Here is a 26,266-nt window from a genome sequence, read left to right as displayed (position 1 = left end):
ACCTTCCATGCCCGAACAGCTCAAACTCAACGACGGCTCGACCGTCCCGCAGATCGGGCTCGGCGTGTGGCAGGTCGATCCGGATATCACGTTAGAAGTCGTGGGCTGGGGGATCGAGGCCGGCTACCGCCTGATCGATACCGCCGAGGGTTATCGCAACGAGGAAGGCGTTGGCGAGGCGATCCGCGCCGCCGGCGTGCCGCGATCCGAACTCTTCATCACCTCCAAGCTGCGCAACGGCGCGCACCAGCGTGATGCAGCGCTGCGCGCCTTCGACGACACGATGCGGAAGCTCGGTATCGATCAGGTCGACCTCTTCCTCATCCACTGGCCCGTGCCCAGCCAGAATAAATATGTCGAGGCCTGGAAGACGCTGGTCGAGCTGCAGAAGGCCGGGCGCATCAAGTCGGTCGGCGTCTCGAACTTCAACCAGGACCATCTGGAGCGCATCATCGGCGAGACCGGCGTGACGCCCGTCGTCAACCAGATCGAACTGCACCCGCGCTTCCAGCAGCGCGACAAGCGCGACTTCCACAAGAAGCACAACATCCACATCGAAAGCTGGAGCCCGCTGGGCAGCGGCCGGCTGCTTTCCGACCCGACGCTGGAGACGCTGGCGAAGAAGCACGGCAAGTCGGTGGCGCAGGTGATCATCCGCTGGCATTTGCAGGAAGGGCTGATCGTCATCCCGAAGTCGATCCACCAGGAGCGCATCGCCGGCAATTTCAATGTCTTCGACTTCGAGCTCGACGCGAACGACATGCAGACCATCCGTGGCCTGGATTCCGCCGACGGCCGCACCGGACCTGATCCGGCGACGGCGGCGTTTTTGTTTTAGCGCTCTGATAGGGGGAGCCGGCATCGAAGCTGCCAATCTCCCCCTAGGGGGAGATGTCCGGCAGGACAGAGGGGGGCGCTGTCCCGCCAGCCTCTCAGGTCGGATCAGCCAACTCCAGAGACGATAACAATGTGCTGGCAGACATTGTCGATGTCGCGGATCACATCGTCGTTCCAGAACCGCAAGACGGCCCAGCCATCCTCTTCGAGACGTCTCGTCCGCAGCGCATCARCTTCGGCAACACGGCCATCGCCATGCTGCGAGCCGTCGATCTCGATAAGAAGCCTTTTCTCCGGGCAAACGAAGTCGACGATATAGCCCGCTATCGGATACTGCCTACGGAAACAAAGTCCCATCAATCGGTGTGCGCGAAGCTCGTTCCGGAGCTTCAGTTCGGCATCGGTCATGACGACGCATCGACTTTGCATTGGCCCGGTGTCGTGGCGGCAGAGGCGTCTGGGTCATCGCTGGAGCCGTTTGAACCTGACGGTGTTCGCCGAGGTCTTTACTCTACGGCGCCCCCCTCTGTCCTGCCGGACATCTCCCCACTTGGGCCCACTTGGGGGGAGATTAGACGTCGTGTCGGCTTTCGCCAACCGCCGGGAGGCCGCCTAAATCCCCTCGCCATCCACCAGCGGCACGTCATCGCCTTCCCACGGCGTCGGCATTGACCCGCGTCCGGCGGTGGGCAGCGGCATCCAGCATCGCAACTCCGGCTCGGCATATTCGACGATGCGGCCAGGCGAGGAGTCCGACGCCCGCCAGCCCTCCTCTCCGAACTGGTCGGCGCGCGACCAATAGGCCATGTCGACCTCGGCCGGTCCCTGTTCGGACGAGCGCACCGTCACCAGGATGCGGCTGCCGTCCCGCGGCGCGCTCGCCATGTTGCGCCACTGCTCGGTTTCGTCCATGCGATCTCCTCCTGCTGAACCAAGTCCAGAAAAACCGGCCGTCGCAATAGTCGCCGCCCGCTGGGAAGGGGTCAACCCGAACTTGGAGCGCGACAGTTGTTTCATTAACAGCTAATATGCCCTTGGCCRCAATCGGACAGACGACGATGGATGAAGGATTGCTGTCTCCATTGACCCGTCTCGGGCCGGTCCATCTCAGGGTGACCGATGTGCCGGCGGCCCTGAATGTCTGGCGCGACGTCCTTGGGTTGGCGCTGCTTGGCGAGGACGCCGTCATGGCGGGACTTGGCGCCGGCGGACGGACGCTGATCGTGCTCCATGCCGGCGCGGAGACGCCGCTGCCGCAGAAGGCGCGCGGTCTCTTTCATGTCGCCATCCACGTCACCAGCCGCCGCGATCTGGCGCATACGGCCGCCCGTCTCAAGGCATCTGGCTTGCGGTACAGCGCCCAGGACCACCTTGTTTCGGAATCGCTCTACGTCTCCGACCCATCCGGCAACGGCATCGAGATCTGCTTCGACACGCCGGAACRCTTGCTGCGCCAAGAAGTATCGCCCAGCGGCCGCGTGGCGTTGATCGCCGCCGACGGCGGCGCGCATTCGGGGCTCGAGCCGCTGGACGTGTCGGGCCTGTTGCGCGACCTCGGCAATTCCGGCCATGTCGAGCCGAAGATGGCGCGGGATGCCTTTATCGGCCATATCCATTTGCGTGCCCGCGCGCCGGAGATGCTGATGAAATTCTATCTCGGCGTGCTCGGCTTCCGGCCGCATATCCAGTCCCGGACCTTCGGCATGTTCGACTGCGGCACCGAGCGCCGAGCCCATATGGTGGCCTTCAACATCTGGGCGCGCGACGAGCTGCGCGAGCCGCCGCCGAATGCCGCCGGTCTTGACCATTTCACCATCGAACTTGGCTCGGCGCAGGAACTCGCCGCCGTCGAGCGGAGGCTCGAGGCGGCCGACATACCAGCGAAAAGGGACGGTCGTGTCATCTCGAGCGGCGATCCGGAAGGCAACCGCTTGCGTTTCGTGGTCCACGGAGATTGACCGCAGCGTTTGAAGATGAGGAGAAGCAGAGGAGGGGGAAATGTCGCTGATGGTGATTGGAACCGGCTTCGGCCGGACGGGCACGGATTCGATGCGCGAGGCACTGACCATGCTCGGCTTCGGTCCTTGCCATCATATGTCTGAGGTGATGGCGCATGCGGAGCAGAAGCGGCTTTGGCGGGCGCTGGCCAGGGGCGGGGCGCCCGACTGGGCCCAACTCTTCGCCGGATACAAATCCTGCGTCGACTGGCCCTCGGCGTTCTACTGGCGTGAGCTGATCGAAGTCTATCCGCAGGCGCGCGTCATTCTCACCTGGCGCTCGCCCGAAAGCTGGTGGGAGAGTTTCGAAAGGACCATTCTGCCCGCGATCATCGGCAGCACGGACCAGGAGTCGCTGGGCATCGCGCTCGTCGCCAACCAAGTCTTCGGGGGATGCCCACAGGATCGCACGCGCGCGATCGCGGTCTATGAGGCCAATGTCGAGGCCGTGCTGAATACGGTGCCGGCGGAGCGCCTTCTGGTCCACAAGCTCGGCGACGGCTGGGCGCCGCTTTGCGCCCATCTCGGGGTTCCCGTGCCGGACGAACCCTATCCCGCCCGCAACACCACGCAGGAGTTCCGGTCGGCGCTGTCGTTGAATGAGGCAAGCTCGAATCGATGAACGGAGGCATCCGAACTTTCCGCTCTTTCACCGCATCCTGTCCTTTGCGATGCGATCAGGGCAGGGGACAACTTATGGGACAAGCTGGTTTTAATCTCTCCGAGAGCCAACTCGATGCGGCTCTGGTGACAGCGGCGCGCTTTGGCGAAGCACATGGTTTCGGCCTTTTGTTCGAGCGCTATCGCCCGCAACTCCATGCCATCGCCTTGTCTATGCTAGGCTACACCGGCGATGCCGAGGACGCCGTCCACGATACGTTTCTTACCGCGCTTGCCCGTTTGCACAGCCTGCGTGATCCCGCCGCCGTCGGCGGTTGGCTGCATTCGATCTTGAGGAACCACTGCCTGATGGCGCTGCGCCGTCGCCGTCCCCGTGCCGGGCCGGCCGAAACCGAGCGTGCCTTTCGCGAACTTGCCGACGAGGAGCGCATCGAGAGCCGGATTGAAAGCCGCGACCTGCGCGATTGGGTATGGGCGGCGCTTGCGCATTTGCCGGAAATGCAGCGCGCCACGGTGATGCTGCGCTATTTCGGCAGCTCGCCAGGCTATGAGCAGATTGCCGCCATTCTGGGCGTGCCGGTTGGCACCGTGCGCAGCCGGCTGTCCGAAGCCAAGATCAGGCTTTCGGAGCTGCTGCTGGCATCGGCCGGTCTGCCCGACAGAGCACATCAGAAGCTCGTGGCGGAGCGGCTGGCCTTCTACACCGAAGAATACCGCTCGCTGCAGCATGGCGGCAAGGAGCGTGTGCTTGAGCACTATGCCAAGGACCTCGACATTGCCTTTGCCGGCGGGCCGCGTGGCATCGGGCGTCACCTCTTCGGCGAGGCCATCGACGAGGATGTCGGCGCCGGTGTTCGCCATGAGCCGGTGCGGGCATTGGCCAGCGCCAACGTCACCGTACTCGAGGGCGACTTCGTCAATCCGCCCGAGAATCCGTTCCATTGCCCGCCGAGCTTCGCCGTCGTCCTGGTCCACGGCGAGCGCCAGGTACGTCTGATGCGCATCCACACCTCCGAACGGCCACAACGGATCGAGGAATGACATTTTCGTGAGGTTCGCCCACCCGGCGAACTTTTCGATGCGCCACATCATCCTTGTTGGGTCACGCGGCCGGTTACCGGCGCGTCAACCAAAGCAAGGAGGAATTCCGATGTTCGCTTTTTCCGCATTCAGATTGAGCCTCGCCGTCGTTCTCGGCTCGCTTGCCATGCTCGCTACTCCATTGCTCGCTCACGCCGATGACTTTGATGCGACGCTGAAGGACATCCAGTCGACGATGGGCGGCGTGCCGAGCTTCGTGAAACAGTTCCCGAAAGCCGGTCTGCCCGGCGCCTGGGCCGAGGTCAAGGCCATCGAGCTCAGCGACAAGACGGCACTGCCGCCGAAGGTGAAGTCGCTGATCTCGCTCGCGGTCGCGGCGCAGATTCCCTGCAGCTACTGCATCTGGTCCGACACTCAGGACGCCAAGCGCGCCGGCGCCACAGACGAGGAAATCCAGGAAGCCGTAACCATGGCGGCGCTGACACGTCACTGGAGCACCATCTTCAACGGCATGCAGGTCGATTTCGACCAGTTCAAGAAGGAGATGGGCGGGCAGTAGCGCAGGACGGGAGCGGGGCAGTAGGGAAAGTCCGCGGACGGCCGATCCCTGCGGCCTCACTGCCCCATTGTCTTACCTCACCAGGGTGGAACCGCAGATGACCGCTACCCTTGCCACCGACACCACCTTCTTCACCGCTAGCCAGCTGGCGGCAGCGATCCGTGAGCGGCGCGTCAGTGCGGCCGAGGCCATGGAGACGCAACTGGAGCGGATCGCCGCCGTCAATCCGCTCCTCAACGCCATCATCACCCTCGACGAAAGGGCGGCACGCGACGGCGCGAAGGCGGCCGATGAAGCCATTGCGCGCGGCGAAGCGGTCGGACCGCTGCACGGCGTGCCGGTCACACTGAAGGACGGTCACGCCACGGCCGGCATGCGCACCACTGTCGGGCTGGCGGCCTGGGCCGGTTACATTCCCACCGCCGACAGCACCGTCGCGGCTCGGCTGCGCAAGGCCGGCGCGATCATCATAGGCAAGACCAACGTGCCGCCGCGGCTGCGCGATCTTCAGACCTTCAACCCGATCTTCGGCCGCACCAGCAATCCCTGGGACGTCACCCGCACGCCGGGCGGTTCCAGTGGCGGCGCAGCCGCGGCGGTTGCCGCTGGACTCGCGCCGCTGGATATCGGCAGTGACGCCGGTGGCTCGATCCGCGTGCCGGCGCATCTATGCGGCATCTGCGGTTTCAAGCCGACGCAATCGTCGGTGCCGATCACCGGCAGCTATGCCGATCCGCCCGACATGCCGCGCAGCTTCCGATTGCTGTTCGACATCGGGCCATTGGCGCGCGGCGTCGACGACCTCATCCTCGCCCACCGCATCATCGCCGGCGCTGACGGTCTCGATACCGAAGTGCCGCCCGTGGCGACGGACGAGGAGCCGGAGCCGCGGCTGGACCAGCTGCGCGTCGCCTTCGCGCCGGAATTCCCCGGCGTACCGACCGCTCGCGATATTGCCGAGGCGATTGCCGGCTTTGCAGGCGCGATCGAGATCGGTGGCGCGCGGGTCGGTCAGGTTCTGCCGCCGCATGACTTCGCCGCCGAGCGGGCGCTGTTTTCGGATTTTATCACCTGGTATTCGCAGGTCTTCCAGCCACCAAAAGAAAATTCTCCTACGCTATCGGCCTTTCTCGAGGCGCTCAATCAGCGCGACGAATTCATCTACGCGTGGGAGCGCTTCTTTGACGACTGGGACGTGCTGGTCTGTCCGGCGATGATGTGCACCGCTTTCCAGCACCAGGAAATGGGGATGCCGATTCCGGTCGATGGTGTCGAGACGTCCTACTGGAGCGCGCTCAGCCACACCTGCCGCTTCAATCTCACAGGTCACCCGRCCGCTGTCATTCCGATCGGGTTCGACCGCGAAGGTTTGCCGATCGGCGCGCAATTCGTCGGCCGCCGCCATTCGGACATGAAGCTGCTCGCCACCGCGAAGGCGCTGGTGCGGCTCACCGAGGGTTTCGTCAGGCCGCCGGGTTTGTGATCGCGCAGCCGTGGACGCTTTGGTTCATACATGCACATCGCCGAAGGACAGCTCGCCGTCATCGGCGCGGATCAGGAAAGCGGCGGCAAGCAGCGCGAGATAGCAGGCGGCCACACCGCACACGACGACGACGCCCGGGATAGGCCCGAGCGTCGCCACCCTGAAGGTGTCGACGAGCGATGCCCCGAAGCCGATGGGCGAGCCTTCGCGCGAGAGGCTCGGCGTGGTGATCTTCAGGATCCAGGCAAGCAGCAGGATCGTGTACATGAAAATATAGTTGCGGCGCAGCCGGCGGATCAGCGCCGCGCGTTGCGAGATCAGGAAGCGCGGCGAGCGCAGACCTTCGCCGAGGATGGCGAGCCAGTTGGAAGCGTAATCCGGCTGCGGCGAAAAAATCTGCGCGAAATAGTAGCGCTCGAACTGCCGCACGCGAGCGCGGTAGACATCGAAGAAGCGGTAGCGCCGCGCCTCGATCCACAAAAGCAAAGTGATGAGCAGCATCGCGAACAAAAGCACGCCGTGATGCGCGCTGGGCGTCGACAGCGATACCGACAGCATCGCTGCCACCACGGTGATCGCCCAGTTGCTGGTGCGGTCGAGCCGGTCGCGCCACCCAGCCATGCGTGCGATCTCGGCGCGGTGGAAATGCGACAGCGTCGTGGTGAATTCGGCGGAACTAAGCTTCAGCGCCAGCGTGTCGGACGCTCTTGGCGGTGCGGCCTTCTCGGTGGATTTTGCCGGTGCAGCCGCCTCGGTGGATTTCGGGGCCGCGGCCGAGCCAGTGAATTTTGCGACCTTCGTCTGGGACATTCTGCCATGCGCCTCCCGCCCGCCATGGCCGGCCGTCCTCGCCGTGACATCGACCGGCCACACCCCTGCTGCTTCAACGTGCGGCCGGCCAGAATGTTCCCGCCTTTTCAGGTGGATAGGTCAGGATGCAAGCGGGGGAAGACCGCCATTCGCGCGTCGCGGAAAGGGCAGCACGTCGGCCATCGGCTTGGCGTGCTGGGCCGCCGCCACCGCCTCGATCACAAGGTCAAGCGCCGCAAGCGCCGCGCGGCTCGTTTCGTCGTCGCCACGCAGATAATGGCATGCCCGGTCGAGGTGGAGGTGGGCGGCGGCAAAGTCGCTTTTCATTAGCTTCTCCTTATTGCCCCGCCTTGGCGGCCAACATCGTCGAGTCGCTTTACCGGGAAGCAAAGATCGGCGGTGGCATTTGATTAGAATTGTAGGGGCGCGAGCATCTTCCCCCTCGATGGGAGATGTCGCCGAAGGCGACAGAGGGGCCGTCTCACGTCGAGCACCGGCCTTCTCTTTGCAGAGTTGGTGAAATGCGTAAGATGTCGGCGCTTCACGCGCAACGACCCCCTCTGGCCGTTTCGCGGCCATCTCCCCCTCAAGGGGGAAGATTGGCCCTCGTGCAACCGATCCTCTGGCCAAACCGTTTGTGCCGATGCGAGGAATGAGGGGTGCATAATTTGTCGAACATGCTCAATCGGCGGCGGTCGCTGTGGATCTGGGTCGCGCTTGGTGGTGCGGCGCTTGCCTTGATGCCCGCCGTCGCCTTCGCCGCCGAGAAGACCGGCATGTCTTCGGAGGGCATTTTCGTCGCTGAGCTGGTCCTGCTTCTGGTCATCGGCCGCGGCATCGGCGAGGTGCTGGAGACGCTCGGCCAGCCGGCGGTGATGGGGCAATTGATCGGCGGCATCCTGCTCGGACCTTCGCTGCTCGGCTGGGTCTGGCCGACGGCCGAGCGGCTGATCTTTGCCGACGACCCTTCGCAGAAATCGATGATCAACGCCATCGCCCAGCTCGGCGTCTTGATGCTGCTGTTGCTCACCGGCATGGAGACGGATCTGCGGCTCGTGCGCCGCGTCGGCCGCGCCTGCTTTTCCATCTCGGCCGCCGGCGTGGCCGTGCCCTTCGCGCTCGGCTTCGTCGCCGCCCAGTTCATGCCGGCCACGCTGCTTGCCGCCGGCAGCGAGCRCATCGTCGCCGGGCTGTTCCTCGGCACCGCGCTCTCCATCTCCTCGGTCAAGATCGTCGCCATGGTGGTGCGCGACATGAACTTCATGCGTCGCGATCTCGGTCAGGTCATCGTCTCCTCGGCCATCATCGAGGACACGATCGGCTGGGTGATCATCRCCATCACCATCGGCATCGCCACCAGGGGGCAGATCGAGCTCGGCAGCCTGGCCTTCACCATTGCCGGCGTCGCCCTCTTCATGGCGTTTTCCTTCACGCTCGGACGCCGCATCGTCTTTGACGCCATCCGCTGGACCAACGACACCTTCCGCTCCGAATATGCGGTGGTCACCGTCATCCTCGCCATCATGGGCGTGATGGCCTTGATCACCGACCTGATCGGCGTCCACACCGTGCTCGGCGCCTTCGTCGCCGGCATATTGGTGGGTGAATCGCCGATCCTGTCGCGCCACATCGAGGGGCAGTTGCGCGGCATCATCACCGCGCTTTTCATGCCGGTGTTCTTCGGCGTCGCCGGCCTGTCGGCCGACCTCACCGTGCTGGCCGACCCGCAGCTTGCACTGCTTACGGTTGCGCTGGTGGTGATCGCCTCGATCGGCAAGTTCGGCGGCGCCTTCATCGGCGCCGAGGTCGCCGGCATGAGCCGTGCCGAAGGCATTGCGGTGGGCTGCGGCATGAACGCGCGGGGTTCGACAGAGGTGATCGTCGCCTCGATCGGCCTGTCGATGGGCGTGCTGTCGCACAACCTCTTCACCATGATCGTCACCATGGCGGTCATCACCACCTTGGCCATGCCGCCGACACTGCGCTGGGCGCTGCGGCGGCTGCCGATCGGCGAGCGGGAAAAGAAGCGGCTGGAGCGTGAGGAGATCGACCAGCGCGGCTTCGTCGCCAATCTRGAGCGGCTGCTGGTGGTGGTCGACGAGGGTGTGGTCGGCCGCTTCGCCGCCTATCTCGCCGGCGTCATCGGCGCCGGCAAGCCGACGACGGTGCTGCATTCCAGTGGCGAGATCGATGCCGAGCCGACGGAAGGCCTGCATCTGGAAGAAATGGAGAAAGGCGCGGAGGACAGTCGCGAGGCGGCCAAGAAATCCGACGAAACGCCGGTGCGCGAAGCGCCGGTCACGCGCCGCCAGCACGAAGTGCTTTCGGCCGAGGCTGTCGCCAAGGAGGCGCGCAAGGGCTACGGCATGYTGCTCGTCGGCCTCGGCCGCGCGGTCACCTCCAAGGGCGCTTTCTCGCATCGGCTGAACGAGGTGACGGGCTCCTTCGACGGTCCGCTTTGTCTTGTCCTGAAGCCGGCGACGGCAGGCCGCCAGATTCCTCGGCTCGGCCCGGATTCAGGCAAGATACTGGTGCCGGTCAACGGCACGGGGATTGCCCGCCGCGGCGCCGAGCTGGCGCTCGCAATAGCCGCCGTCACCGGCGCGCCGGTCAAGATGCTCTATGTCGCGCGCACAGGCCGCGAGGAGCCGCGCGACACCGTCTCGCACCGTCGCCGGGAAGCGGTGCTGAAGGATATCGTTGCACTCGCCGACCGCTATGGCGTCGAGATCGAGACGGCGATCCGCTCGAGGGCCGCCGCCGCCGATGCCATTGCCCGCCAGGCCGGCCGCAACGTGGCGTTGATCGTCATGGGCGTGGCGCGGCGCCAGGGCGAGGAGCTGATCTTCGGCGAGACGACGACGGGCGTCCTGCGGCGCAGCCCATGCCCGGTGGTGCTGATTTCCGACGAGCGAGTGAAGCGCGACGAGAGCGACCGTGAGGCCGTGCGCACGGGGGCAGGGACTGGGTGAGGCGGTCGCTCAATCTCCCGCAAGCCTTGGTCCCTCGCCCGCTTCATAAGGGCGAGGAACCGATCTCACCTCACGCCATCTGCAGCTTCTGCCGGCTTGGCTGCGGCGGGAAGGCGATGGCGATGCCGGCAGCACCCAGCCCGATCAGCGCCGAGCCGATGAACAGCCAGTGATAGCTGGCGGTGGCGTCGTAGATCATGCCGCCGGCAAGCGGGCCGAGCGACATGCCGAGGCTGGAAAGCATCGTGGCCGCGCCAAGCACCGTGCCGATGATGCGCAAACCAAAATATTCGCGCGCCAGCACGGCATAGAGCGGCATCACGCCGCCATAGGTGGCGCCGAAGATGACGGCCAGAAGATAGAACTGCTCGAGCTGGCCGACGGTGAGGTAAGCGGCGATCACCAACCCTTGGATGGCGAGCCCGGCGACGAGCACCGGCTTGACGCCCAGCCGGTCGCCGAGCACGCCGTAGAGCACGCGACCGCCGAGGCCGGCCAGTCCCTCGACGCTGTAGATCGACACGGCCGCCATCGGCGCGACGCCGCAGGACATGGCATAGCTCACCATGTGGAAGATCGGGCCCGAATGCGCCGCGCAGCAGGCGAAGAAGGTGAGGCCCAGCACGATGAATTGCGGCGAGCGCAGCGCCTGGCCGACGCTCATGCCGGGATCGTTTGCGGCAGGCAAGGGCGTGCCGTCGCTTGCCGCGACCGCCGCCGGAGGCTGGCGCACCAGCAACACGGCGGGCAGCAAGAGCACCCATGCCATGACGCCGATGTCGAACATGGCGGTGCGCCAGTCATAGGCCGTGATCAGCCAGCGGGCGAAGGGCGAGATGGTCATCGGCGCCACACCCATGCCGGCCGAGACCAGCGAGACGGCAAGGCTTCGGTTGGTGTCGAACCAGGCGGTGGTGAGCGCGATCATCGGCGCGAAGAAGGCGCTGGCCGCAAGGCCTACGATCACGCCGTAGCTGAGCTGGAAGACGATAAGCGAGGTTGCGCGGCTCGCCACCACCAGCGACAGGCCGAGCAGCACCGCGCCCGCAAGCACGACCGGCCGGGCGCCGACCCGGTCATAGATCGCGCCCCAGGCGAAGCCGCCGAGGCCCATGACGAGGAAGTTCAAGGTCATGGCGCTGGAAATGCCGGTGCGCGACCAGTTCGTGTCGAGCGACATCGGCTCCAGGAAGATCGCCAGCGAAAACATGGCGCCGAGCGCCACGCAGGTCATCAGCGCGCCGGCCGCGACGATGACCCAACGATAAGAATGGTTCATGGTTCTGCTCCCATGCCGTAAGGCATCCTGTTTGATGCGGCACGGTTTTTCCAGTCCACCGGGCCGCTTGCGTCCGAAGGACGCCGGGGCGGAAGCCGATCCTACAAATCCGGTTGCATTTTTTATCTAGTTTTTCGAAAGAGCGGATAGTTCGCTATCGCCCGCAAGGCCGAGCTCCTTCGCGCCCCCCTCTATCCCGCCGGCGTGTCAGCAGCCTATAGCACCCGCATTGACGCTGATCCCCTCCCATCTAAATTGAACCGCTGCAACGAGGAGAACGCTCTTATGGAACTCTATCGCGGCCGGCTCATCGACCACATCCAGCTTGTGGTTCGCGACCTTCAGGCCAGCCGGCGTTTCTACGGAGCGCTGTTCGAGGTGCTGGGCATCCCGATCGGCGGCGAGGCGCAGGATTATTTCTGGGCCGACGAATTGTTCGTCTCCAGCGTCGACAGCCGCGCCGCGCTCGGCGTGCTCACCGGCCGCCACCATCTCGCCTTCCAGGCGAAGGACCGCGCCATGGTCGATGCTTTCTACAAGGCCGGGCTTGCCGCCGGCGGCAAGGACAATGGCGCGCCGGGCGAGCGCCGCTACCATCCCGGCTACTACGCCTGCTTCCTGCTCGACCCCGACGGCAACAACATCGAGGCGGTGTTCCACGGCGAGGCCAAGCGAAGTGCCGCGGCGGTGGAGATCAGCTTCTAGCGAGCGGGCGGGCCGTTGATGTTCCAGCCCGCCAGCTCGAGGCCCTCGCGTATTCTCTCGCGGTCCTCGGATCGCTCCATGCGCGTTTCCTCGATGATTTGCGCGATGGTGAGGCCGGGCTCCAGGGCGCGTCCTTCACGCACGCACGCCAGCGCCTTCTCGGCGTCGCCGGCCAGGGCGTAGCACGTGGCCAGTCTCGCCCATTGCCACGCGCTCTTGCGGGGCAGGCATGAGAAGGACGCGGCCGCCTCGCGGTAGCGGCCGAGGATCAGCAGGGCTTCGCCCCGGTCGTGATAGTACCAGGTCGGATGCATCGGATTGAGCTGGATGGCCTTGTCGAGCAGGGCCAGCCCGGCCTCGCCGTCGCCACGCAGCGCCCGGAAGAAGCCGGTTTGGGCGAGCGTGTCCGCGTCGTAGGGATTGAGATCCAGCGCGCGGGCGAAGTGCTTCTCGGCGGCATCGTATTCGTCGCGGCCGCGATAGAGAAGCGTCAGCGCCAGCATGCGGTGGCAGCGCGCCTCGTCCGGGCTGAGCGCGATCGCATGCAGCGCCCGATCGCGCGCCTGGTCGAGCACGGCGCGCGGAGCATCGGCGTAGCCGCCGATAATCACCTCGGCGAGCGCCAGGTAAGCGTGCGCCAGCCCTGATTGCGGATCGAGCTCGATGGCCTTGAGGAAATGCGCGCGGGCCTCCTGGTTGACGCCGTCGCCAAAGCTGCGGAGCAGCTCCTTGCCGCGCAGGAAATGCAGATAGGCTTCGACATTGGCGGCGGGCGCCGGCACACCGCGCCGCATCACCGCGCTTTCGATGTTGGCGACCAGCGCCGTCACGATCCGCTGCGCCACCATCGTCTGGAAAGCGAAGATATCGCCCGTGGCGAAAGTGAAACTCTGCGACCAGACGCGCCGGCCGGATGCCGTCTCGGTCAGAACGACGCGCGCGCCGTATTCCGTCCCGGCGGTTTCGACGCAGCCTTCGGCGATATAGTCCGCGCCGAGCCGCTCCGCGGTTGCCCGGATGTCCTCGCGCGAATGCTCGGCCAGGGCGAAGGCCGAATGGCGCGCCAGCACTGCGACGGTCTTGAAGTATGAAAGCGCGTTGGTGATTTCCTCGACGGCGCCGTCGAACAATGCCCTGGCGGCGGCATCGGCGGGGTCCACATCAAACGGCAGCACCGCCACCGTCGGCTCTGCCCGCGCCGCGGCCGCCGCCGGTGGCTGTGCTGCCTCGGCCTCGGGAAGCTGGAAGAGATAGCCCCGGCGCGGCACCGTGCGGATCAGCGCCTGCGCCTCGTCGCCAATCGATTTGCGCGCGTCGCGGATCGATTGGGTGAGCGAATCCTCGGTGACGATGATTCCTGGCCAGACCGCCTGCAGCAATTCATCCTTGCTCAGCACCCGACCGGGATTGCGCACCAGGTAGGCCAGCAGCTCCAGGGTTTTCGGCCGGACCGGCACGATCTCGCCGTCACGCCGGAGCGTACCCCGGTCGAGATCGAGCACCGCGCCGCCGATCCGTAGCGCCAAGCTCTTGCCCCATTACCGCGCTTCATCGCGCACCGTCCATGGGAATGGCAAATGCCGGCAAGGTCAAGCTGGAAACAAGTTCAAACCTGAAAAGAGGCCGCGCAGGCGAAACCTTGGTCCGGGCGATTCGGTGGCGGCTTTCTCGCTGGACGCCACCCCTTCGAGGTAGGCCAGCATCTCGTTGCTCTCGCCGCAACAAGGGCCGGCAAAGCCGGTCGAAAGGAAACGAAGCATTTCCTCTCGTGCCAACTGGGCGGGCGGGAACGGTGCGTCAATCCTCTGATGCATGATTGCCCTCCATGCTTGGCGGCGGCAGCGGTGTGTCTCCTGCTCGTCGCCATTCCGCAAGCATCGCTGCGAAAGGTCCCTGCCGTCCTGAACGACTGCTGATTTTTTGCTGAATTGTTCCGGCTACCGCCGCCAGAATGGCTTGGCGAGTTCCTCACGCGCGGCGTCCATCGTCAGGCCCATGTCACCGATCAGATACGGCGTGTCGCGTGCCTTGAGCGCAAGGTCCCYGCGAAAAAAGGCGCGCTCGCGCCACACTGCGAAAAGACCAAACAGGCCGGGCCGGCGTGGCAGGAGGCTTTCTCCGGTCGGCGGTTCGCGGACATCGAGCCGCACGGCGCTGTAAAAATCGGAAATCGTGTTCAACGTCGGATTCATCATCGGCTCCTCGGGAACGAATGGCCCTCATCGAGGGCATGCGGGGAGCCTGAACCTCCGGTCTCGGCCGCACCATCGGCCGCATGCAGTGTCTTGGATCCTGCATTTGTAGTATTTTTGCTGCTGCGGGCGTTTGGTAATGTTCCCGTCCGCGGGCAGGGGATCGGGATGAACCACAACGCCATGTCCACACCGGCCATGCCTTCGCCTGGCCAGTCTTTGCCGGCCTTGTCCGAGCGCGAGCGCGCGGTGGCGGAAAAGTTCGCGGCGGGCCTGACTTATCGCGAGATCGGCGAGGCGCTGTTCATCGCCCCGTCGACCGTGCGCACGCATCTCGCCGCGATCTACGAAAAGCTTGGCGTGCGCAGCAAGATCGCACTCGCCATGCACATCAATGCCATCGCGGCCGCGCCGTCTGCGCCCGAAGCTTCGCCGGTGCTTGCGATATTTCCAATCGAGTGCCTGAACGCCGACGAACGCTGGCACCGCTTTGCCGACGGCCTGTCGTCGGATATCACCGTCGATCTTGCGCGCTACGCCGACATGCCGGTGATCGCCTTCCACACCATGAAATCGCTGGGCAGCAGGCCCGCCGATTTCGCCGCGGACGGCAAGGCATTGGGCGCCACCTATATCGTCTCGGGTCAGTTGCGGGCCGACGACCGCCGGATCCGGTTGACGATCGAACTTGCAGATGCAGGGACCGGTGTCAGCCTGTGGAGCGAGCGCTTCGACCGTCCGGCGGAGGACATCTTCGCTCTGCAGGACAGCCTGACCGAAAGCGTCATCAATGTGCTTGCGGGCTGTTTCGGCGCGATCGCCACGGTCGGCCGCAATGCGATCCGTCGCAAGCCGCCGGCCAGTCTGCGCGCCTATGACTTTTATTTGCTGGGCGTCGAGCAGCACAACACCTTCAGCCGCAGCGGCAACAGGGAAGCCATCGAGCTGTTTTCACGCGCGCTCGAGCATGACCCGACCCTGGTCAGGGCCTGGACCGAACTCGCCTACGCCTATTCGATCGAAGCGTGCAACGGCTACGGCGACGATCTGAACGCCTCGATCGCCAAATGGCGTTGGGCGGTCGAGAACGCTCTGCGGTTCGACCCGAGCGACAGCAGCGCGCACTCCTGCTTCGGCGATCTCATGGGCTGCCTCGGCGATCTGGAAGCGGCCGAAAGCGCCCACCGGCGAGCCTTCGAATGCGGCTCCAACCATGCCGACACGCTGGCGCTGCTTGCCGGCAGCAAGGCACTGGTCGCCGGCGATCCGGCTGAGGCGATCCCGCTCATCGAGCGGGCCATGCGCCTCAATCCGCTTGCTCCGCCCTGGTATTTCGGCATGCAGGGCCGCGTCCTGTTCGCGGCCGGCAGGCACCGGGAAGCCATTGCGGCGCTGCGGCGAAGCACACCGGATTCTCCTCACGTGCTGGTCTTTTTGATGCTCGCCCATGCGGTACTGGGCGAAGGGCCCGAGGCCGCGGCCATCGCGGCCAGATTGCGGGCCGAATTTCCCGGCTTCTCGATCGAGGGTTTTATCTCGGGCTATCCGGTCAGCAATCCCTGCGCCGCGCAGGCCATGCGCGAGGCGGCGAAACTGGTGCCGATCCGCTAACCGTCGGCGCTAATCCCCGTCCAGAAACGCCGCGATCAGCTTCAGCATATTGCCGTCATGCCCGAACTCTTTCGTGTCGAAGTCGCGGCTGCCCTGGCGCTGCGCCCTGGAGAGCTGGTCCAGATAGGCCGTCAGTTCCGCCCTGACCTTCTTGCAGCCGGGATCGTTTTCGACGGTGAGGCCGGTGCTGAAGGCGACGATCTTGTCCACCATGTCGACGATGCCGGCGCCATGCACCTTCTCATGCGCGATCAGCCCGGCGGCGAACCTGTCCCAGCGCGCCTGCAGGGCGGGCTCCAGCTTTCCGGCCGGCTTGGGCAGCGTGTAGGTGATGATCAGCTTCGGCCGCGCCGTCTTCAGCACGCAGGCGTTGCCTTGCGGCTGGTAGTCGCGCTGCCAGGTCAGCTTGAAGAAAGTATGCGCGATGACGCGCCGAGCGTTGCCGGCCGTGCCGATCAGCGGGCCTTTCTCGCCGATCGAGAGGTAGAGCTGCTCTGCCGTCTGGCCCGAGACGGCATAGGTGTCGATTTTTTCGACGGGCTTCCAGTCTGCGAGGGCTGGCGTGGACAGGAGCAGGGCGGCAAGGAGGAGGGCTGGCTTCATGGACGAGCCATAGCATTGGGCCTCGTTCGGAAGAAGCCGGCCCGCGGTTTATCGGAACCCGCTCCGCCCGCCGGTCGTTTCCCTGGGCAATCATCCCGACCCATGGGGAGGCCAAGATGACCCGCAACGAGATCATTTCCGTGCTTGGACCGGTCGACGAGGCTGTCATCGCCGACATCGCGCTCACCGGCGCCAGTATCGAGGAGCTGCGTGAGGCCTTCGCCTGGATTGGCGCCGACGAGGCGCTGGTCAATGAAGGTCAYGCCATGCCCGGCGCCCGCGTGGCGAAACTGATCGAGATCCTCGAATCGCCCGAGGACGAGCCCGAGACACCCGGCGCGATGGAGTAGGGCAGCGACGCCCCCTAGGTGCTTCTCCCTACTTGTCGCCCGCACGCCTCCCGTCATAGCTTTTGCCGCTTGGGCGGGAGGAGAGGTCTTTGGACACCAATGTCGTCATCGTCGGTGCCGGCCCTGCCGGGCTCGCGGTCGCCGCTTGCCTGAAACAGGCGGGGCAGGATTTCGTCATCCTTGAAAAGGCCGATGAGGTTGCGCCGTCCTGGCGCCGGCATTACCGGCGGCTGCACCTGCACACGGTGAAGTCCTTCTCATCGCTGCCTTTCGTGCCGTTTCCGAAGAGTCACCCGCGCTATGTGCCACGCGAAAAAGTGATCGATTATCTCGACGCCTATGCCGGGCGTTTCGGGCTGAGGCCGCGCTTCGGCGTCACCGTGAAATCCGTCCACCGCGAGGACGGAAAGCTCGTGGTCGAGACCGATGCCGGCCCTTTCAATGCCCGCAAGGTGGTCGTCGCCACGGGCAACAATGCCGAGCCCATCACACCGGCCTTTCCGGGCATCGAGGTCTTCAGGGGCAAGGTGCTGCACAGCGCTGCCTACACCGAGGCCGCGCCCTATGTCGGCAAGGACGTGCTGGTTGTTGGCATGGGCAACACGGGCGCGGAGATCGCGCTCGATCTGGCCGAAAGCGGCGCCCATCCGACCATCTCGGTGCGCAAGGGCGTCCACATCGTGCCGCGCCAGTTGTTCGGCGTGCCGATCCAGATGGTGGGTATCGCCAGCCGGCCGATGCCGCAGGCGCTGAACGACTGGATGTTTCCCAAGATCCTCGACCTGGCGCTGGGCCGGCTGGAGAAATACGGCATTGTGCGGCCGAAGCAGGGCATCCTCCAAGGGATCGATGCCGGCCGCATCCCGGTGATCGATGTCGGCACGGTGGCGGCGATCAAGCAGGGTCGGATCGGCATAGCCCCGGATATTGCAAGCTTCACCCGAGACGGCGTGACATTCGTCGATGGCGTGGAGAAGAAGTTCGACGCGGCGATTTTCGCCACCGGCTATCGTCCGGGCTACGGCGCCTTCCTGCCGGCGGAGCTTAGCCCGGGCAAGAGCGGCGTGAACGCGCGAGCCTCGGAGCTCGGCATCTATCTCGTCGGCTTCTACAACCCGGTCACCGGCCTGTTGCGCGAGATCGGCATCGAGGCGCAGGCGGTGGCGAAGGATATTTCGGGGCGATGAGGACGAGACGTTGAAGCTGCTGATCTCCCCCCCTTGCGGGGGAGATGGCCGGCAGGCCAGAGGGAGGTGCCTCGCGCCGACTTTGGGTGGTGCCCCGCCACGACCTTCGCTCGTTTTGAGCTGCGAATGCGTGAATCGGGTGGCGCATTGCACCACCTCATGCGAAGCCATTGCTGCCAATGAGGGATCGGCCATGCTCACGCTCTACGATTATCTCCCGTCGCAAAACGCCTGGAAGATTCGCGTCCTGCTCGGCCTGCTCGGCATCGCCTACGAAACCCGTATCGTCTCGATCTTCGAGGGCGAGAGCCGAACTGAAGCCTTCCTCAAGCTGAACCCGGCAGGCGCCGTTCCGGTGCTCGCCGTGGAGAACGGGCAGGCGATCGCCGAATCCAACGCGATCCTCGTGCTCGTTGCGGAGGGCACGTCCTATCTGCCGGCAGACCGGCTTGCCCGGGCCAAGGTCATGCAGTGGCTGTTCTTCGAGCAGTATTATGTCGAGCCGGTCATCGGCTCGCTGCGCTTCTGGACCCTGACCGGCCGGCTGGAGCGCAACCAGGCGCTGGTTGCCGGCAAGCGCGAGGCGGGTGTGCGGGCGCTTAGCGCGCTGGAGCGCAGCCTGGCTGACATGCCGTTCCTGGTCGGCGATGTGCTCACCATCGCCGACATAGCTGTCTATGCCTACGCTCACCGCGCAGAAGATTGCGGTTTTGAGCTTGCCGATTATCCGGCGGTCAGTGCCTGGATGGAGCGCGTCAGCGAGGCGATCGGGCCGGGCTATCCGGTGCATCCTTACAGCATCGACCCCCATTCGCACGCATGAGCCGCCGGAACACAGCGGCGGACAGGGCGTTTTCCAGACGGCAGCGTGTCAGGCGCCGCCGATCGGCGCCCGCTTGTTTTCGCGTTGCGTTCCAATCAGAGCCATGGAGATCCGCAATGGTTCGCACCGTCACCGTCGCAATCCTCGCCACTGGCATGATGAGCATGCCCGCCGTGGCGGCCGAGCAATACTGGGTCGCCCGGGACGCGGTATCGAAGCAGTGCGAGATCGTGCCCAAGAAGCCCGACGGCACGCTTGTCGTCGACCTTGGGAAGAAGAAATACGCCAGCGAGGGAGAGGCCAGGAAAGCGATGGAGGCGATGGCGGATTGCAAGAAGAAGTAGGCGCTGGATAACGCCTACCGGTCCACCAACGACATCGTCCGTTCGTTATACCTTGGCCCCGATACCTTGTCGGGCGTCAGCGCCATGTCGAGCCCCAGCATCTCGGTGGCGTCGAGCGTGATGTCGGCCGCCGAGACATTCTCTTCCAGATAGGTTCGGCGTTTGGTGCCGGGGATCGGCACGATGTCAATGCCGAAATCCAGGCCCTTTGCGAGCAGCCAGGCGATCGCAATCTGGCCGGGCTTGACGCCCTTGGCGTCTGCGATGTCGCGCACCGTGGCCGCCGCCGCGACATTCAGGTCGAAATTCTCGCCTTGGTAGCGCGGGTCGCCGCGCCGGAAATCGCCCTCCGGATAGTCTTCCGCGCGCTTGACGTCGCCGGCAAGGAAGCCGCGGCCGAGCGGCGCGAACGGCACCAGACCGATGCCAAGCTCCTTCAGCGCCGGGATGATCTCGGGCTCGAGATTGCGCTCCCACAGCGAGTATTCGCTCTGCAGCGCCGAAACCGGATGCACGGCATGCGCGCGGCGGATGTTGGCAATGCCCGCTTCCGATAGGCCGAAGAAGCGCACCTTGCCCTTAGCCACCAGTTCGCCGACCGTGCCCGCGACGTCTTCCATCGGCACGGCGGGATCGACGCGGTGCTGATAGAGGAGATCGATGCGGTCGGTGTCGAGCCGCAAGAGCGAAGCGTCGACCACCTCGCGTATATGCTCGGGGCGGCTGTCGGTGCCGGACTGCTTGCCGTCGACGATGCGGAAGCCGAATTTCGTCGCGATCGTCACCTGGTCGCGCCGGCCCTTCAGCGCGCGCCCAAGCAGCTCCTCGTTGTGGAAAGGCCCGTAGACCTCGGCCGTGTCCAGAAAAGTGCAGCCGAGTTCGATCGACCGGTGCAGGGTCGCGATCGACTCCGCTTCATCGGCCGGCCCATAGGCCTGGCTCATGCCCATGCAGCCGAGACCGATAGTCGAGACTTCGAGCCCCTGGCTGCCGAGTTTGTGTCTGCCGAGGCTCATCAATTCTCTCCAGCCGAATTTTCAATCCGGCTAAATTATAGGGCCGGGAGAGGAGGCGTCCAGCGCTGGCCCTATTGACGGCGCAATCGTCGTCATCCTTGCGCGGCGATCCACGTGGTGATGGACCAATGCGGCACGACGGGCTTGTCCTGATATTGCTCTGGCGCGAGTTGGTTGCCGGCCTGCGCGCGATGCGGCGCCGCGATCTTGCCTGGATTGCGCTCGGCGGCGGTGGGCTTCTGGCCTATGCGATCGCCGATATCGTCATCGCCTTGCATGCCGCGGCGCCGAAACTGCGGGACGACCAGCTTCTGTGGATGCTTGGACTGCCAATCACTTTCGCCGCGCTGGGATGCCTGGCCGGCAATGCAATGTCGCGGCTTTGCCTTTCTCGCGCCTTCGCTCCCTTCCTCAAGGCGCTGCCGCTCGCTTCCGCGGAGCGCCGTCGCATGGCCGGGGTGGGAACCTTCGCGCTCGGCCTCCCGTTCACGCTGATGATCGCCATGTCGGCCGGCTTTGCCTGCGCCGTCGTTGGAAAGCCGTTGGCGCAGGCCTGGGGCTTGGGCGCGGCGATCCTGTTTGCCTTGGGCTTCGGCACGGCAGCTCTTTGGCGCCTGCGGCGGCCACGCCTTGTTTTTGATGAGGCGGCAAGCCAGGTGACACCGGTCGGACGGTCCTGGCTGCGCCGCCTCGACCGCGCACGTCCAAGCTGGCTTTCCAGCTGGGCCTGGAAACTGCCAGCCGGCCATATGCGGCCGTCTTGGAAGCTGGCTGCCGCCGGCCTGCTGCTCGCGCTCGCGGCCATCGTCGGCGCATGGGCCAGCTTGGCCGGCCGCTCGGCCGGGCCGGCGGCGGTTGCTGGCCTGGCGGGGGGCATTCTTGTTTTCATGCTCAGCCTGCGCTGCCAGCCGCTCGGCTCGCCGGTGCTGCGCACGGCGCCCATCGGCTTTACCCATGTGTGGCTGCGGCTGGTGCGGCTGCCGCTGCAACTGTCGCTCGCCTTTTTCCTGCTGCCGGCCGGCGCGGCGCTCGCGGCCGAGCCGTCGGCGTGGTCCGTGCCGGTCGCCAGCGGCCTTTGGCTGCTGGTGCTGAACGGCGCCTATGCGGTGTTCGGCGCCTATTTCCTCAACGCGCCCTTCGTCGCCATGCTGAGCTTCGCCGGCGCGCTCGCTTATGCCAGCTACGAGACGCTCGAATATGGCCGCACCGTGCTGATCGGTCTGGCGGCGCTGGTGTTCTTCCTGTGGCATCGAACCCGACAGAGGTATCGCAATGGCTGAAGTCCTCACCGTCGAAGAGCTCAGCGCCGGCTATCGCGGGCACATTGTGGTTCGCGGCATCGATCTTTCGCTCCGCCGGGGCGACATCCTCGGCCTGCTCGGCGCCAACGGCTCGGGCAAGTCGACGCTCATCAGGGCGGTCACCGGCCAGATTCCGTTGATCGGCGGCAGCGTGGCGATAGACGGCATCGAGCTTGCCGCCGCGCCGGAACGCGCCAAGGCCGGCTTCGGCCTCGCCATCGAGCCGCATGAGCTGCCGGCGACGCTTTCGGGACGCCAGTATATCGAGCTCGTCGCCTCGATCCGCGGCTGCGCGCCAAACGATTTGCCGAGCGGCGACCTCCTGGAGCGACTCGAACTCGGCCRCTGGATGGATCGCCCGATCGCCGAACATTCGCTTGGCACGCGGGCCAAGATCGCCATCGTCGCGGCGCTTCTCGGCCGGCCGCCGCTTCTGATCTTCGACGAGACGCTGAACGGCCTCGACCCGGTCGCCGCCTGGGAGGTGAAGCGCGTCATCGCCGCGCTCTGCGCGAGCGGCCGTCACGCCGCGATCGTCTCGACCCATGTCGTGGAGGCTGTGCCGGCGCTCTGCAACCGCGCGGTGCTGATGGCCGATGGCAGCCTGAGCCAAAGCTGGGATGCGGTCCAACTGGCCGAAGCGGGCAGGGTGCCAGGCGCTTTCGAGGACAGCGTCATGCAGGCGCTGCGCATGCGGGCCGCCGCCTGATGTCGGCCTAAGCCCTTGGCAGCATGTGGCGCATGATCAGCGAAGCGTGACCGCCAACGCCATGCGCGGCTTCCCGGCGTTCAACCACCTCGAAGCCATGCTTGCGGTAGAAGGCGATCGCGCGGTCGTTACCCTCGATCACCTCCAGCGCAATGCTGGGAATACCCGCATGCGCGGCAAGCACCGCATGCAGAAGATCGACCGCGAGGCCGCTGCCGAAGGCCTGCGGCTCGATGTGGAGCCTCTCCAGCATGACGTCGCCCTTTGCGTCCATCGCCGCCATGGCGTAGCCGGCGATCGAGCCGTCGGCGCGTTCCGCGACGAAGGACATCTTGTCCTCGTCGTCGAGCTCGCCCGCGAGCCTTTCCGGCGCGTGCCTTTCGTCGGAGAGCCTGGCCACGGTCTCGTCGCCCATGATCGGCGCATAGGTTCGCCGCCAGGATTGGCCGAGCAGCCGCGATACGTCGGCCAGGTCGTTCCTCGTCATCGCCCGGACGCGGGTCATGGTCGTGGTCCTTGTTCCAATCCGAAGATAGGGCGAAGCGCGGGGCGGGGCCAACCCCCATGCGCGGGGAGGCGCGGATCTCCGTCGGCGTCCGTGCCGTGCGTTCGAGCGGATATCACGAGCGGCTGAAACGATCCGAACCAACCCGGGCGCGAGGCGGGGCGGCGGCGAAGTACAGGCCCTGCGAGCCGCCGCTCGATAGCCCGCTGCCGATAGAGACGGCAGCGGGCCATTGGTGCGACGGGAGTGTGCTGTCCCGCCGAGCAGGAGACACTGCTCAAGGCGATCTAAACCAGCCTCACCGGGAATCGCGACTTACGGATTCGTAAGCTCACTTACGATTATGGTCCCAGGCGCGGCCCGGCGGGCAATTCCTGACCTGCCTTGTCGATGTGGTCGAAAGCAACTCCTGCTACGCCAGGCGCGGCGTCACTCGGTTTTCCAGCTGCCCGGAACCGGCGGGCGAAAATCATCAGCCGCCGCGCGGTGTTGTTGCGCAGGCGGCGCAGTCGCCATTCCAACCCGGTTTCGACGTTGATCCGCCGGGCATAGATGCTGGCGCGCAAGGCTTTTTCGTCGGCCGCGACCTTGGCCGGATCGTCGTAGAACGCGCCGATCTTGTCGGCTGCCATGCCGGGTGTTGCGAACCAGGCCGGGATGTGTGCCGTGAGGCGATCGACATCGGTAAGCACCCGGTGAATGCCGTCGCCTTGCGCCGGGCAGGTCGTGGCGAACGCATCGCCGATGAAGACGACGCCGTCGCGACGATGCCCCCGCGTCGTCGTCAGGCTGACCTGCCTGACTTCCACCTCGCTGGCGATCGCGAAGTTGCCGCATCGCGCGGCAATCTCCGGCATCAGCTCAAGCAGGATCTTTTGCGGGTTTTCGCGGAACGCCTGCACCCAAGGATCGGCAACGGTCCGATAGACGAACATGTTGGCCCGCATCCGCTCGCCGATCCGGAAGATGGTAAGAAAGGCAATGCGGTCGGCGACCCGCCTCGCGTAGAAGGTGAGCGACTGCAGGCCGAATTCCTTCGGTGTGATCGCGAAATCGAACCCCATCGACAGCGAATGCGCCTTCGATTCCTCGATGCGCTCGACGCCGATGGCACGCCGCACCGCCTCGCTGTAACCGGTGGCCACGACCAGGAGCCTGGCTTCGATGACGGAGCCATCGGTGAGCACCAGGCGCTGCCGGTCCGGTCCGGTCGAGACCTCGGCGACCTTGCCCACCGTCAGCGGCACTTGCGGCGGCAGCGCCGCGCGCAGGCCGTTGACCAGCGGCGCATAGGAAAAGGCGTATTCCCAGGTCTGCTTGCGCTCGAACAGCTGGCCGAAGCGGAAGACATGGAGATCGGTCATCGGCGTGACCAGCGACCTGAAAACCGGGCCGAGCCCGAGCTTCTCGAATAGCCCCATCTGCTCCGAGCGAGTTTTCTCGGCCCGGAATTCGTCGTGATGGATCCGATGCGGGTCAACCAGCGCTACCTTGCGGCCCGTCTTGGCGAGCGTTGTCGCCAGAATGGTTCCGGSGAGTCCCGCGCCGACGATCGCTACATCGACCTCGGCCCGGCCGGTCGGCGCGGCAGGTGTTTCGCGCCCCTGTTCGGTGCTCATTCTATTCTCCAAAGTCACGGGGCAAATATCCGTGGCGGTCAAGACAATCTCAAGCAACCCAAGAGCGAGACGGGTAGCAATGAAAAGTTAGGTTAATTCCCATCGCCCTGGGTGGTGCCGTTCTTGGCCTGCTTCCATCGCGGCGCCATTGCCGAGCCATCGATGAATTCCAGTCCGCCCGCTTCGTTGAGCGTATGCAGCTTGCGTCCGGCCCAGCCGGCGCCGGGATTGAGGATCGTTTCGACGACCTGCTCGAAGCCACTGTCGTCAAGCTGCGTGACGCGCGCGATGCCGAGCGCGGCGCCATAGCTCCTGCGGCAATCCTGCACCGGGCGCAAAAGCTGCCCGCCGCGGCTGACCATGCGGCCTGCCGGGCGCGCGGAGGCAATGTCGATCAGCAGCGGGTTCTTCGGATGCGGCGTCCACGGCCCGCGGAAATCCGGCGCCGACCACAGATGCAGTTGATCCGAGAAGGCGCCGCCGCCGTCGCGCACGGTGGCGAACATCCACCAGCGCCCGCCATGCTCGATGAGCGTGGCGTCGCTGGCGACGATGTCCGACAGCAGCGTCGCTTCCTTGACCCAGCCGCCCGGGAACGCGGTGGCGCGGTAGAGGTCGACCGTCCGGTTGGCGGAGCTTTCTGGCACCATCCACATCTCGCCGCCGCGTTCGAACACGAAGGGGTAGGAAAGGTGATATGGCAGTTCCAGCACCGGCTTCGGCTGGCCTGCCGGTCCGTTCGGCCCGAAAGCCACCGCCGACAGGATCGCCTTGCCTGTGCGATGGATATAATCCTCGACGAACAGCGTCACCTGGCCGCGATGGAGCACGGGAAACGGGTCGGCATAGAAGCGGCTGCCGTCGTCGGGCAAGTCGCGCCAGCCCGATTGCGGATGGGCGCGCAGCTCGTAGAGGTCCTTGCCTCCGGTCTCGCGCCAGCCGACCCGCCAATGCGGGGCGTTGTAGCATAGGTGATAGATCTGCTGGACGATGCGGCGCGCCGTTGCCTTGGCCGCACGCACACCAAGCTTCGTGGCCGACGGCAAGGCCGGGGCCGAGGCTTCGGATGACGGTTCGGGCAGCACCGGAAGCGGCGAGCGCGCGGCGCCGTTGACCGCCGCGACGATCAGGCTGGCGGTGCGCGCCAGCATGTCCTGGAAGGAAGCCAGCGCAATGCCGTGATATTCGGTGCCGAGCCGTCCCTCGGCGACCGCCGCTCCGTTCTGTTCCAGGCGGACGAGCGGCGTGCGGCCGGCAAGGATCAGCGCCAGCAGGGCCTCCTCGCCGCAGACGCCGTCATAGGCCAGCCGCCAGACCCGTCGGCCTTGCGGCTCGACATCGCCGACGAGATCGATCGTGAGATCGGCGGACGCCGATGGTCTCGCATGGCTGGCCAGCGTCGAAAGTGGAATACGCTTTGCCGTCCCATTGGCGGGCAGGCGATGGATCAGCGTTTCAAGCTGGAACAGCGCTTCGGCGCTGCGCGGCACACCGCCGGCCGCCGGACKGGCATCTACGCCAAGCTCCACGCCGGGCAGCCGCGACAGCTGTTCGGCCAGCGCCACATGGAAAGCGCGCACGCGATCGCCGTTGAGGCGCAGCGTCAGGCGCATGGCCAATCCCCGCGCGACTCATATCCGGTGCCGGCGGCCCGGCAGGCCAGGTCAAGCTTCCGCCGCATGCGCACGATGTCTCCAACTTT

Annotated in this window: 27 protein-coding genes; 15 read left to right on the top strand and 12 right to left on the bottom strand. The window is 65.5% G+C overall.

Going from position 1 to position 26,266, the window contains the following annotated elements; translation table 11 throughout:
- Positions 1-7: 7 nt before the first annotated feature.
- On the top strand, positions 8-838 hold the full coding sequence (locus LCM4577_RS09055; protein WP_071070833.1) for an aldo/keto reductase: 831 nt from the start codon (positions 8-10) through the stop codon (positions 836-838).
- 104 nt (positions 839-942) lie between these two features.
- On the opposite strand, the gene LCM4577_RS09050 is transcribed toward LCM4577_RS09055, so the two are convergent.
- The gene (locus LCM4577_RS09050; RefSeq protein WP_071070831.1) at positions 943-1,245 is read right to left on the bottom strand and encodes an endonuclease domain-containing protein; all 303 of its coding nucleotides are present in this window, start codon (positions 1,243-1,245) and stop codon (positions 943-945) included.
- 204 nt (positions 1,246-1,449) lie between these two features.
- Entirely contained in the window at positions 1,450-1,749 is a 300-nt protein-coding gene (locus LCM4577_RS09045) for a hypothetical protein (protein WP_071070828.1), read from the bottom strand.
- A gap of 146 nt (positions 1,750-1,895) precedes the next feature.
- Between LCM4577_RS09045 and LCM4577_RS09040 the strand changes: the two genes are divergently transcribed.
- The 5 genes from LCM4577_RS09040 (at position 1,896) to LCM4577_RS09020 (ending at position 6,538) form a co-directional block, all read left to right on the top strand.
- Positions 1,896-2,795, top strand: coding sequence for a VOC family protein (locus LCM4577_RS09040; RefSeq protein ID WP_071070942.1), 900 nt, complete (start codon positions 1,896-1,898; stop codon positions 2,793-2,795).
- Positions 2,796-2,835: 40 nt separating this feature from the next.
- Positions 2,836-3,456: a sulfotransferase family protein gene (locus LCM4577_RS09035; protein WP_071030889.1), complete on the top strand. Its 621-nt coding sequence runs from the start codon at positions 2,836-2,838 to the stop codon at positions 3,454-3,456.
- A 74-nt stretch (positions 3,457-3,530) separates the two neighbouring features.
- Positions 3,531-4,496 carry an RNA polymerase sigma factor gene (locus tag LCM4577_RS09030; protein WP_071070826.1) on the top strand — a complete coding sequence of 322 codons (966 nt, stop codon included), beginning with the start codon at positions 3,531-3,533 and terminating at the stop codon, positions 4,494-4,496.
- Positions 4,497-4,662: 166 nt separating this feature from the next.
- The gene (locus LCM4577_RS09025) at positions 4,663-5,055 is read left to right on the top strand and encodes a carboxymuconolactone decarboxylase family protein (protein ID WP_371410039.1); all 393 of its coding nucleotides are present in this window, start codon (positions 4,663-4,665) and stop codon (positions 5,053-5,055) included.
- A gap of 97 nt (positions 5,056-5,152) precedes the next feature.
- Positions 5,153-6,538, top strand: coding sequence for an amidase (locus LCM4577_RS09020; RefSeq protein WP_071070821.1), 1,386 nt, complete (start codon positions 5,153-5,155; stop codon positions 6,536-6,538).
- Positions 6,539-6,562: 24 nt separating this feature from the next.
- Here LCM4577_RS09020 and LCM4577_RS09015 read toward each other — a convergent pair whose 3' ends face one another.
- Together LCM4577_RS09015 and LCM4577_RS09010 are read right to left on the bottom strand one after the other, a co-directional pair.
- On the bottom strand, positions 6,563-7,348 hold the full coding sequence (locus LCM4577_RS09015) for a DUF2270 domain-containing protein (protein WP_082048951.1): 786 nt from the start codon (positions 7,346-7,348) through the stop codon (positions 6,563-6,565).
- Positions 7,349-7,468: 120 nt separating this feature from the next.
- Complete coding sequence (locus tag LCM4577_RS09010; RefSeq protein ID WP_041009445.1) at positions 7,469-7,675, bottom strand: hypothetical protein; 207 nt, start codon at positions 7,673-7,675, stop codon at positions 7,469-7,471.
- A 413-nt stretch (positions 7,676-8,088) separates the two neighbouring features.
- Between LCM4577_RS09010 and LCM4577_RS09005 the strand changes: the two genes are divergently transcribed.
- A complete protein-coding gene (locus LCM4577_RS09005) occupies positions 8,089-10,320 on the top strand; it encodes a cation:proton antiporter (protein ID WP_244508269.1) in 2,232 nt (743 codons plus the stop codon).
- A gap of 70 nt (positions 10,321-10,390) precedes the next feature.
- Here the strand turns inward: LCM4577_RS09005 and LCM4577_RS09000 are convergent, their stop codons facing one another.
- Positions 10,391-11,599, bottom strand: coding sequence for an MFS transporter (locus tag LCM4577_RS09000; protein ID WP_041012416.1), 1,209 nt, complete (start codon positions 11,597-11,599; stop codon positions 10,391-10,393).
- 285 nt (positions 11,600-11,884) lie between these two features.
- Between LCM4577_RS09000 and LCM4577_RS08995 the strand changes: the two genes are divergently transcribed.
- Positions 11,885-12,304, top strand: a complete 420-nt coding sequence (locus LCM4577_RS08995; protein WP_071070817.1) for a VOC family protein — start codon at positions 11,885-11,887, stop codon at positions 12,302-12,304.
- Here LCM4577_RS08995 and LCM4577_RS08990 read toward each other — a convergent pair.
- Entirely contained in the window at positions 12,301-13,830 is a 1,530-nt protein-coding gene (locus LCM4577_RS08990; RefSeq protein ID WP_071070815.1) for a winged helix-turn-helix domain-containing tetratricopeptide repeat protein, read from the bottom strand. The two genes, LCM4577_RS08995 and LCM4577_RS08990, sit on opposite strands and share 4 nt — an antisense overlap.
- 63 nt (positions 13,831-13,893) lie before the next feature.
- The gene (locus tag LCM4577_RS08985) at positions 13,894-14,118 is read right to left on the bottom strand and encodes a hypothetical protein (protein ID WP_071030897.1); all 225 of its coding nucleotides are present in this window, start codon (positions 14,116-14,118) and stop codon (positions 13,894-13,896) included.
- A 114-nt stretch (positions 14,119-14,232) separates the two neighbouring features.
- Here LCM4577_RS08985 and LCM4577_RS08980 point away from each other — a divergent pair, with 114 nt between their 5' ends.
- Positions 14,233-16,107, top strand: a complete 1,875-nt coding sequence (locus tag LCM4577_RS08980; protein ID WP_244508259.1) for a LuxR C-terminal-related transcriptional regulator — start codon at positions 14,233-14,235, stop codon at positions 16,105-16,107.
- A 9-nt stretch (positions 16,108-16,116) separates the two neighbouring features.
- Here LCM4577_RS08980 and LCM4577_RS08975 read toward each other — a convergent pair whose 3' ends face one another.
- Positions 16,117-16,710 (bottom strand): DUF922 domain-containing Zn-dependent protease, encoded by a 594-nt coding sequence (locus LCM4577_RS08975; RefSeq protein WP_071070813.1) that lies wholly within the window; start codon positions 16,708-16,710, stop codon positions 16,117-16,119.
- A gap of 116 nt (positions 16,711-16,826) precedes the next feature.
- On the opposite strand from LCM4577_RS08975, the gene LCM4577_RS08970 reads away from it, so the two are divergent.
- The 4 genes from LCM4577_RS08970 to LCM4577_RS08955 all read left to right on the top strand — a co-directional run bounded on the left by LCM4577_RS08970 (position 16,827) and on the right by LCM4577_RS08955 (position 19,414).
- The gene (locus LCM4577_RS08970; protein ID WP_071030900.1) at positions 16,827-17,060 is read left to right on the top strand and encodes a hypothetical protein; all 234 of its coding nucleotides are present in this window, start codon (positions 16,827-16,829) and stop codon (positions 17,058-17,060) included.
- Between the two features lie 89 nt (positions 17,061-17,149).
- Positions 17,150-18,247, top strand: a complete 1,098-nt coding sequence (locus LCM4577_RS08965; RefSeq protein ID WP_071030901.1) for an NAD(P)/FAD-dependent oxidoreductase — start codon at positions 17,150-17,152, stop codon at positions 18,245-18,247.
- Between the two features lie 193 nt (positions 18,248-18,440).
- A complete protein-coding gene (locus LCM4577_RS08960) occupies positions 18,441-19,070 on the top strand; it encodes a glutathione S-transferase family protein (RefSeq protein WP_071070811.1) in 630 nt (209 codons plus the stop codon).
- Between the two features lie 116 nt (positions 19,071-19,186).
- Positions 19,187-19,414 carry a hypothetical protein gene (locus LCM4577_RS08955; protein WP_071030903.1) on the top strand — a complete coding sequence of 76 codons (228 nt, stop codon included), beginning with the start codon at positions 19,187-19,189 and terminating at the stop codon, positions 19,412-19,414.
- A gap of 14 nt (positions 19,415-19,428) precedes the next feature.
- Here LCM4577_RS08955 and LCM4577_RS08950 read toward each other — a convergent pair whose 3' ends face one another.
- Positions 19,429-20,430: an aldo/keto reductase gene (locus LCM4577_RS08950; RefSeq protein WP_071070809.1), complete on the bottom strand. Its 1,002-nt coding sequence runs from the start codon at positions 20,428-20,430 to the stop codon at positions 19,429-19,431.
- Between the two features lie 128 nt (positions 20,431-20,558).
- On the opposite strand from LCM4577_RS08950, the gene LCM4577_RS08945 reads away from it, so the two are divergent.
- Both LCM4577_RS08945 and LCM4577_RS08940 read left to right on the top strand, forming a co-directional pair.
- Entirely contained in the window at positions 20,559-21,710 is a 1,152-nt protein-coding gene (locus tag LCM4577_RS08945; protein WP_071030905.1) for a hypothetical protein, read from the top strand.
- Complete coding sequence (locus LCM4577_RS08940) at positions 21,703-22,440, top strand: ABC transporter ATP-binding protein (RefSeq protein ID WP_071070807.1); 738 nt, start codon at positions 21,703-21,705, stop codon at positions 22,438-22,440. Before LCM4577_RS08945 ends, LCM4577_RS08940 begins: the two co-directional genes overlap by 8 nt.
- Before the next feature lie 7 nt (positions 22,441-22,447).
- On the opposite strand, the gene LCM4577_RS08935 is transcribed toward LCM4577_RS08940, so the two are convergent.
- The 3 genes from LCM4577_RS08935 to LCM4577_RS08925 form a co-directional block, all read right to left on the bottom strand.
- Entirely contained in the window at positions 22,448-22,945 is a 498-nt protein-coding gene (locus LCM4577_RS08935; protein ID WP_071070806.1) for an N-acetyltransferase, read from the bottom strand.
- 341 nt (positions 22,946-23,286) lie between these two features.
- Positions 23,287-24,564, bottom strand: coding sequence for an NAD(P)/FAD-dependent oxidoreductase (locus tag LCM4577_RS08930; protein WP_071070804.1), 1,278 nt, complete (start codon positions 24,562-24,564; stop codon positions 23,287-23,289).
- 92 nt (positions 24,565-24,656) lie between these two features.
- On the bottom strand, positions 24,657-26,177 hold the full coding sequence (locus LCM4577_RS08925) for a formyl transferase (protein ID WP_071070802.1): 1,521 nt from the start codon (positions 26,175-26,177) through the stop codon (positions 24,657-24,659).
- Between the last annotated feature and the right edge of the window lie 89 nt (positions 26,178-26,266).

The organism is Mesorhizobium sp. LCM 4577 (assembly GCF_001854795.2).
Taxonomy (GTDB): domain Bacteria; phylum Pseudomonadota; class Alphaproteobacteria; order Rhizobiales; family Rhizobiaceae; genus Mesorhizobium; species Mesorhizobium plurifarium.
Note: the sequence above shows the minus strand (reverse complement) of the source record. Positions and strands in the feature narration are given on the sequence as shown.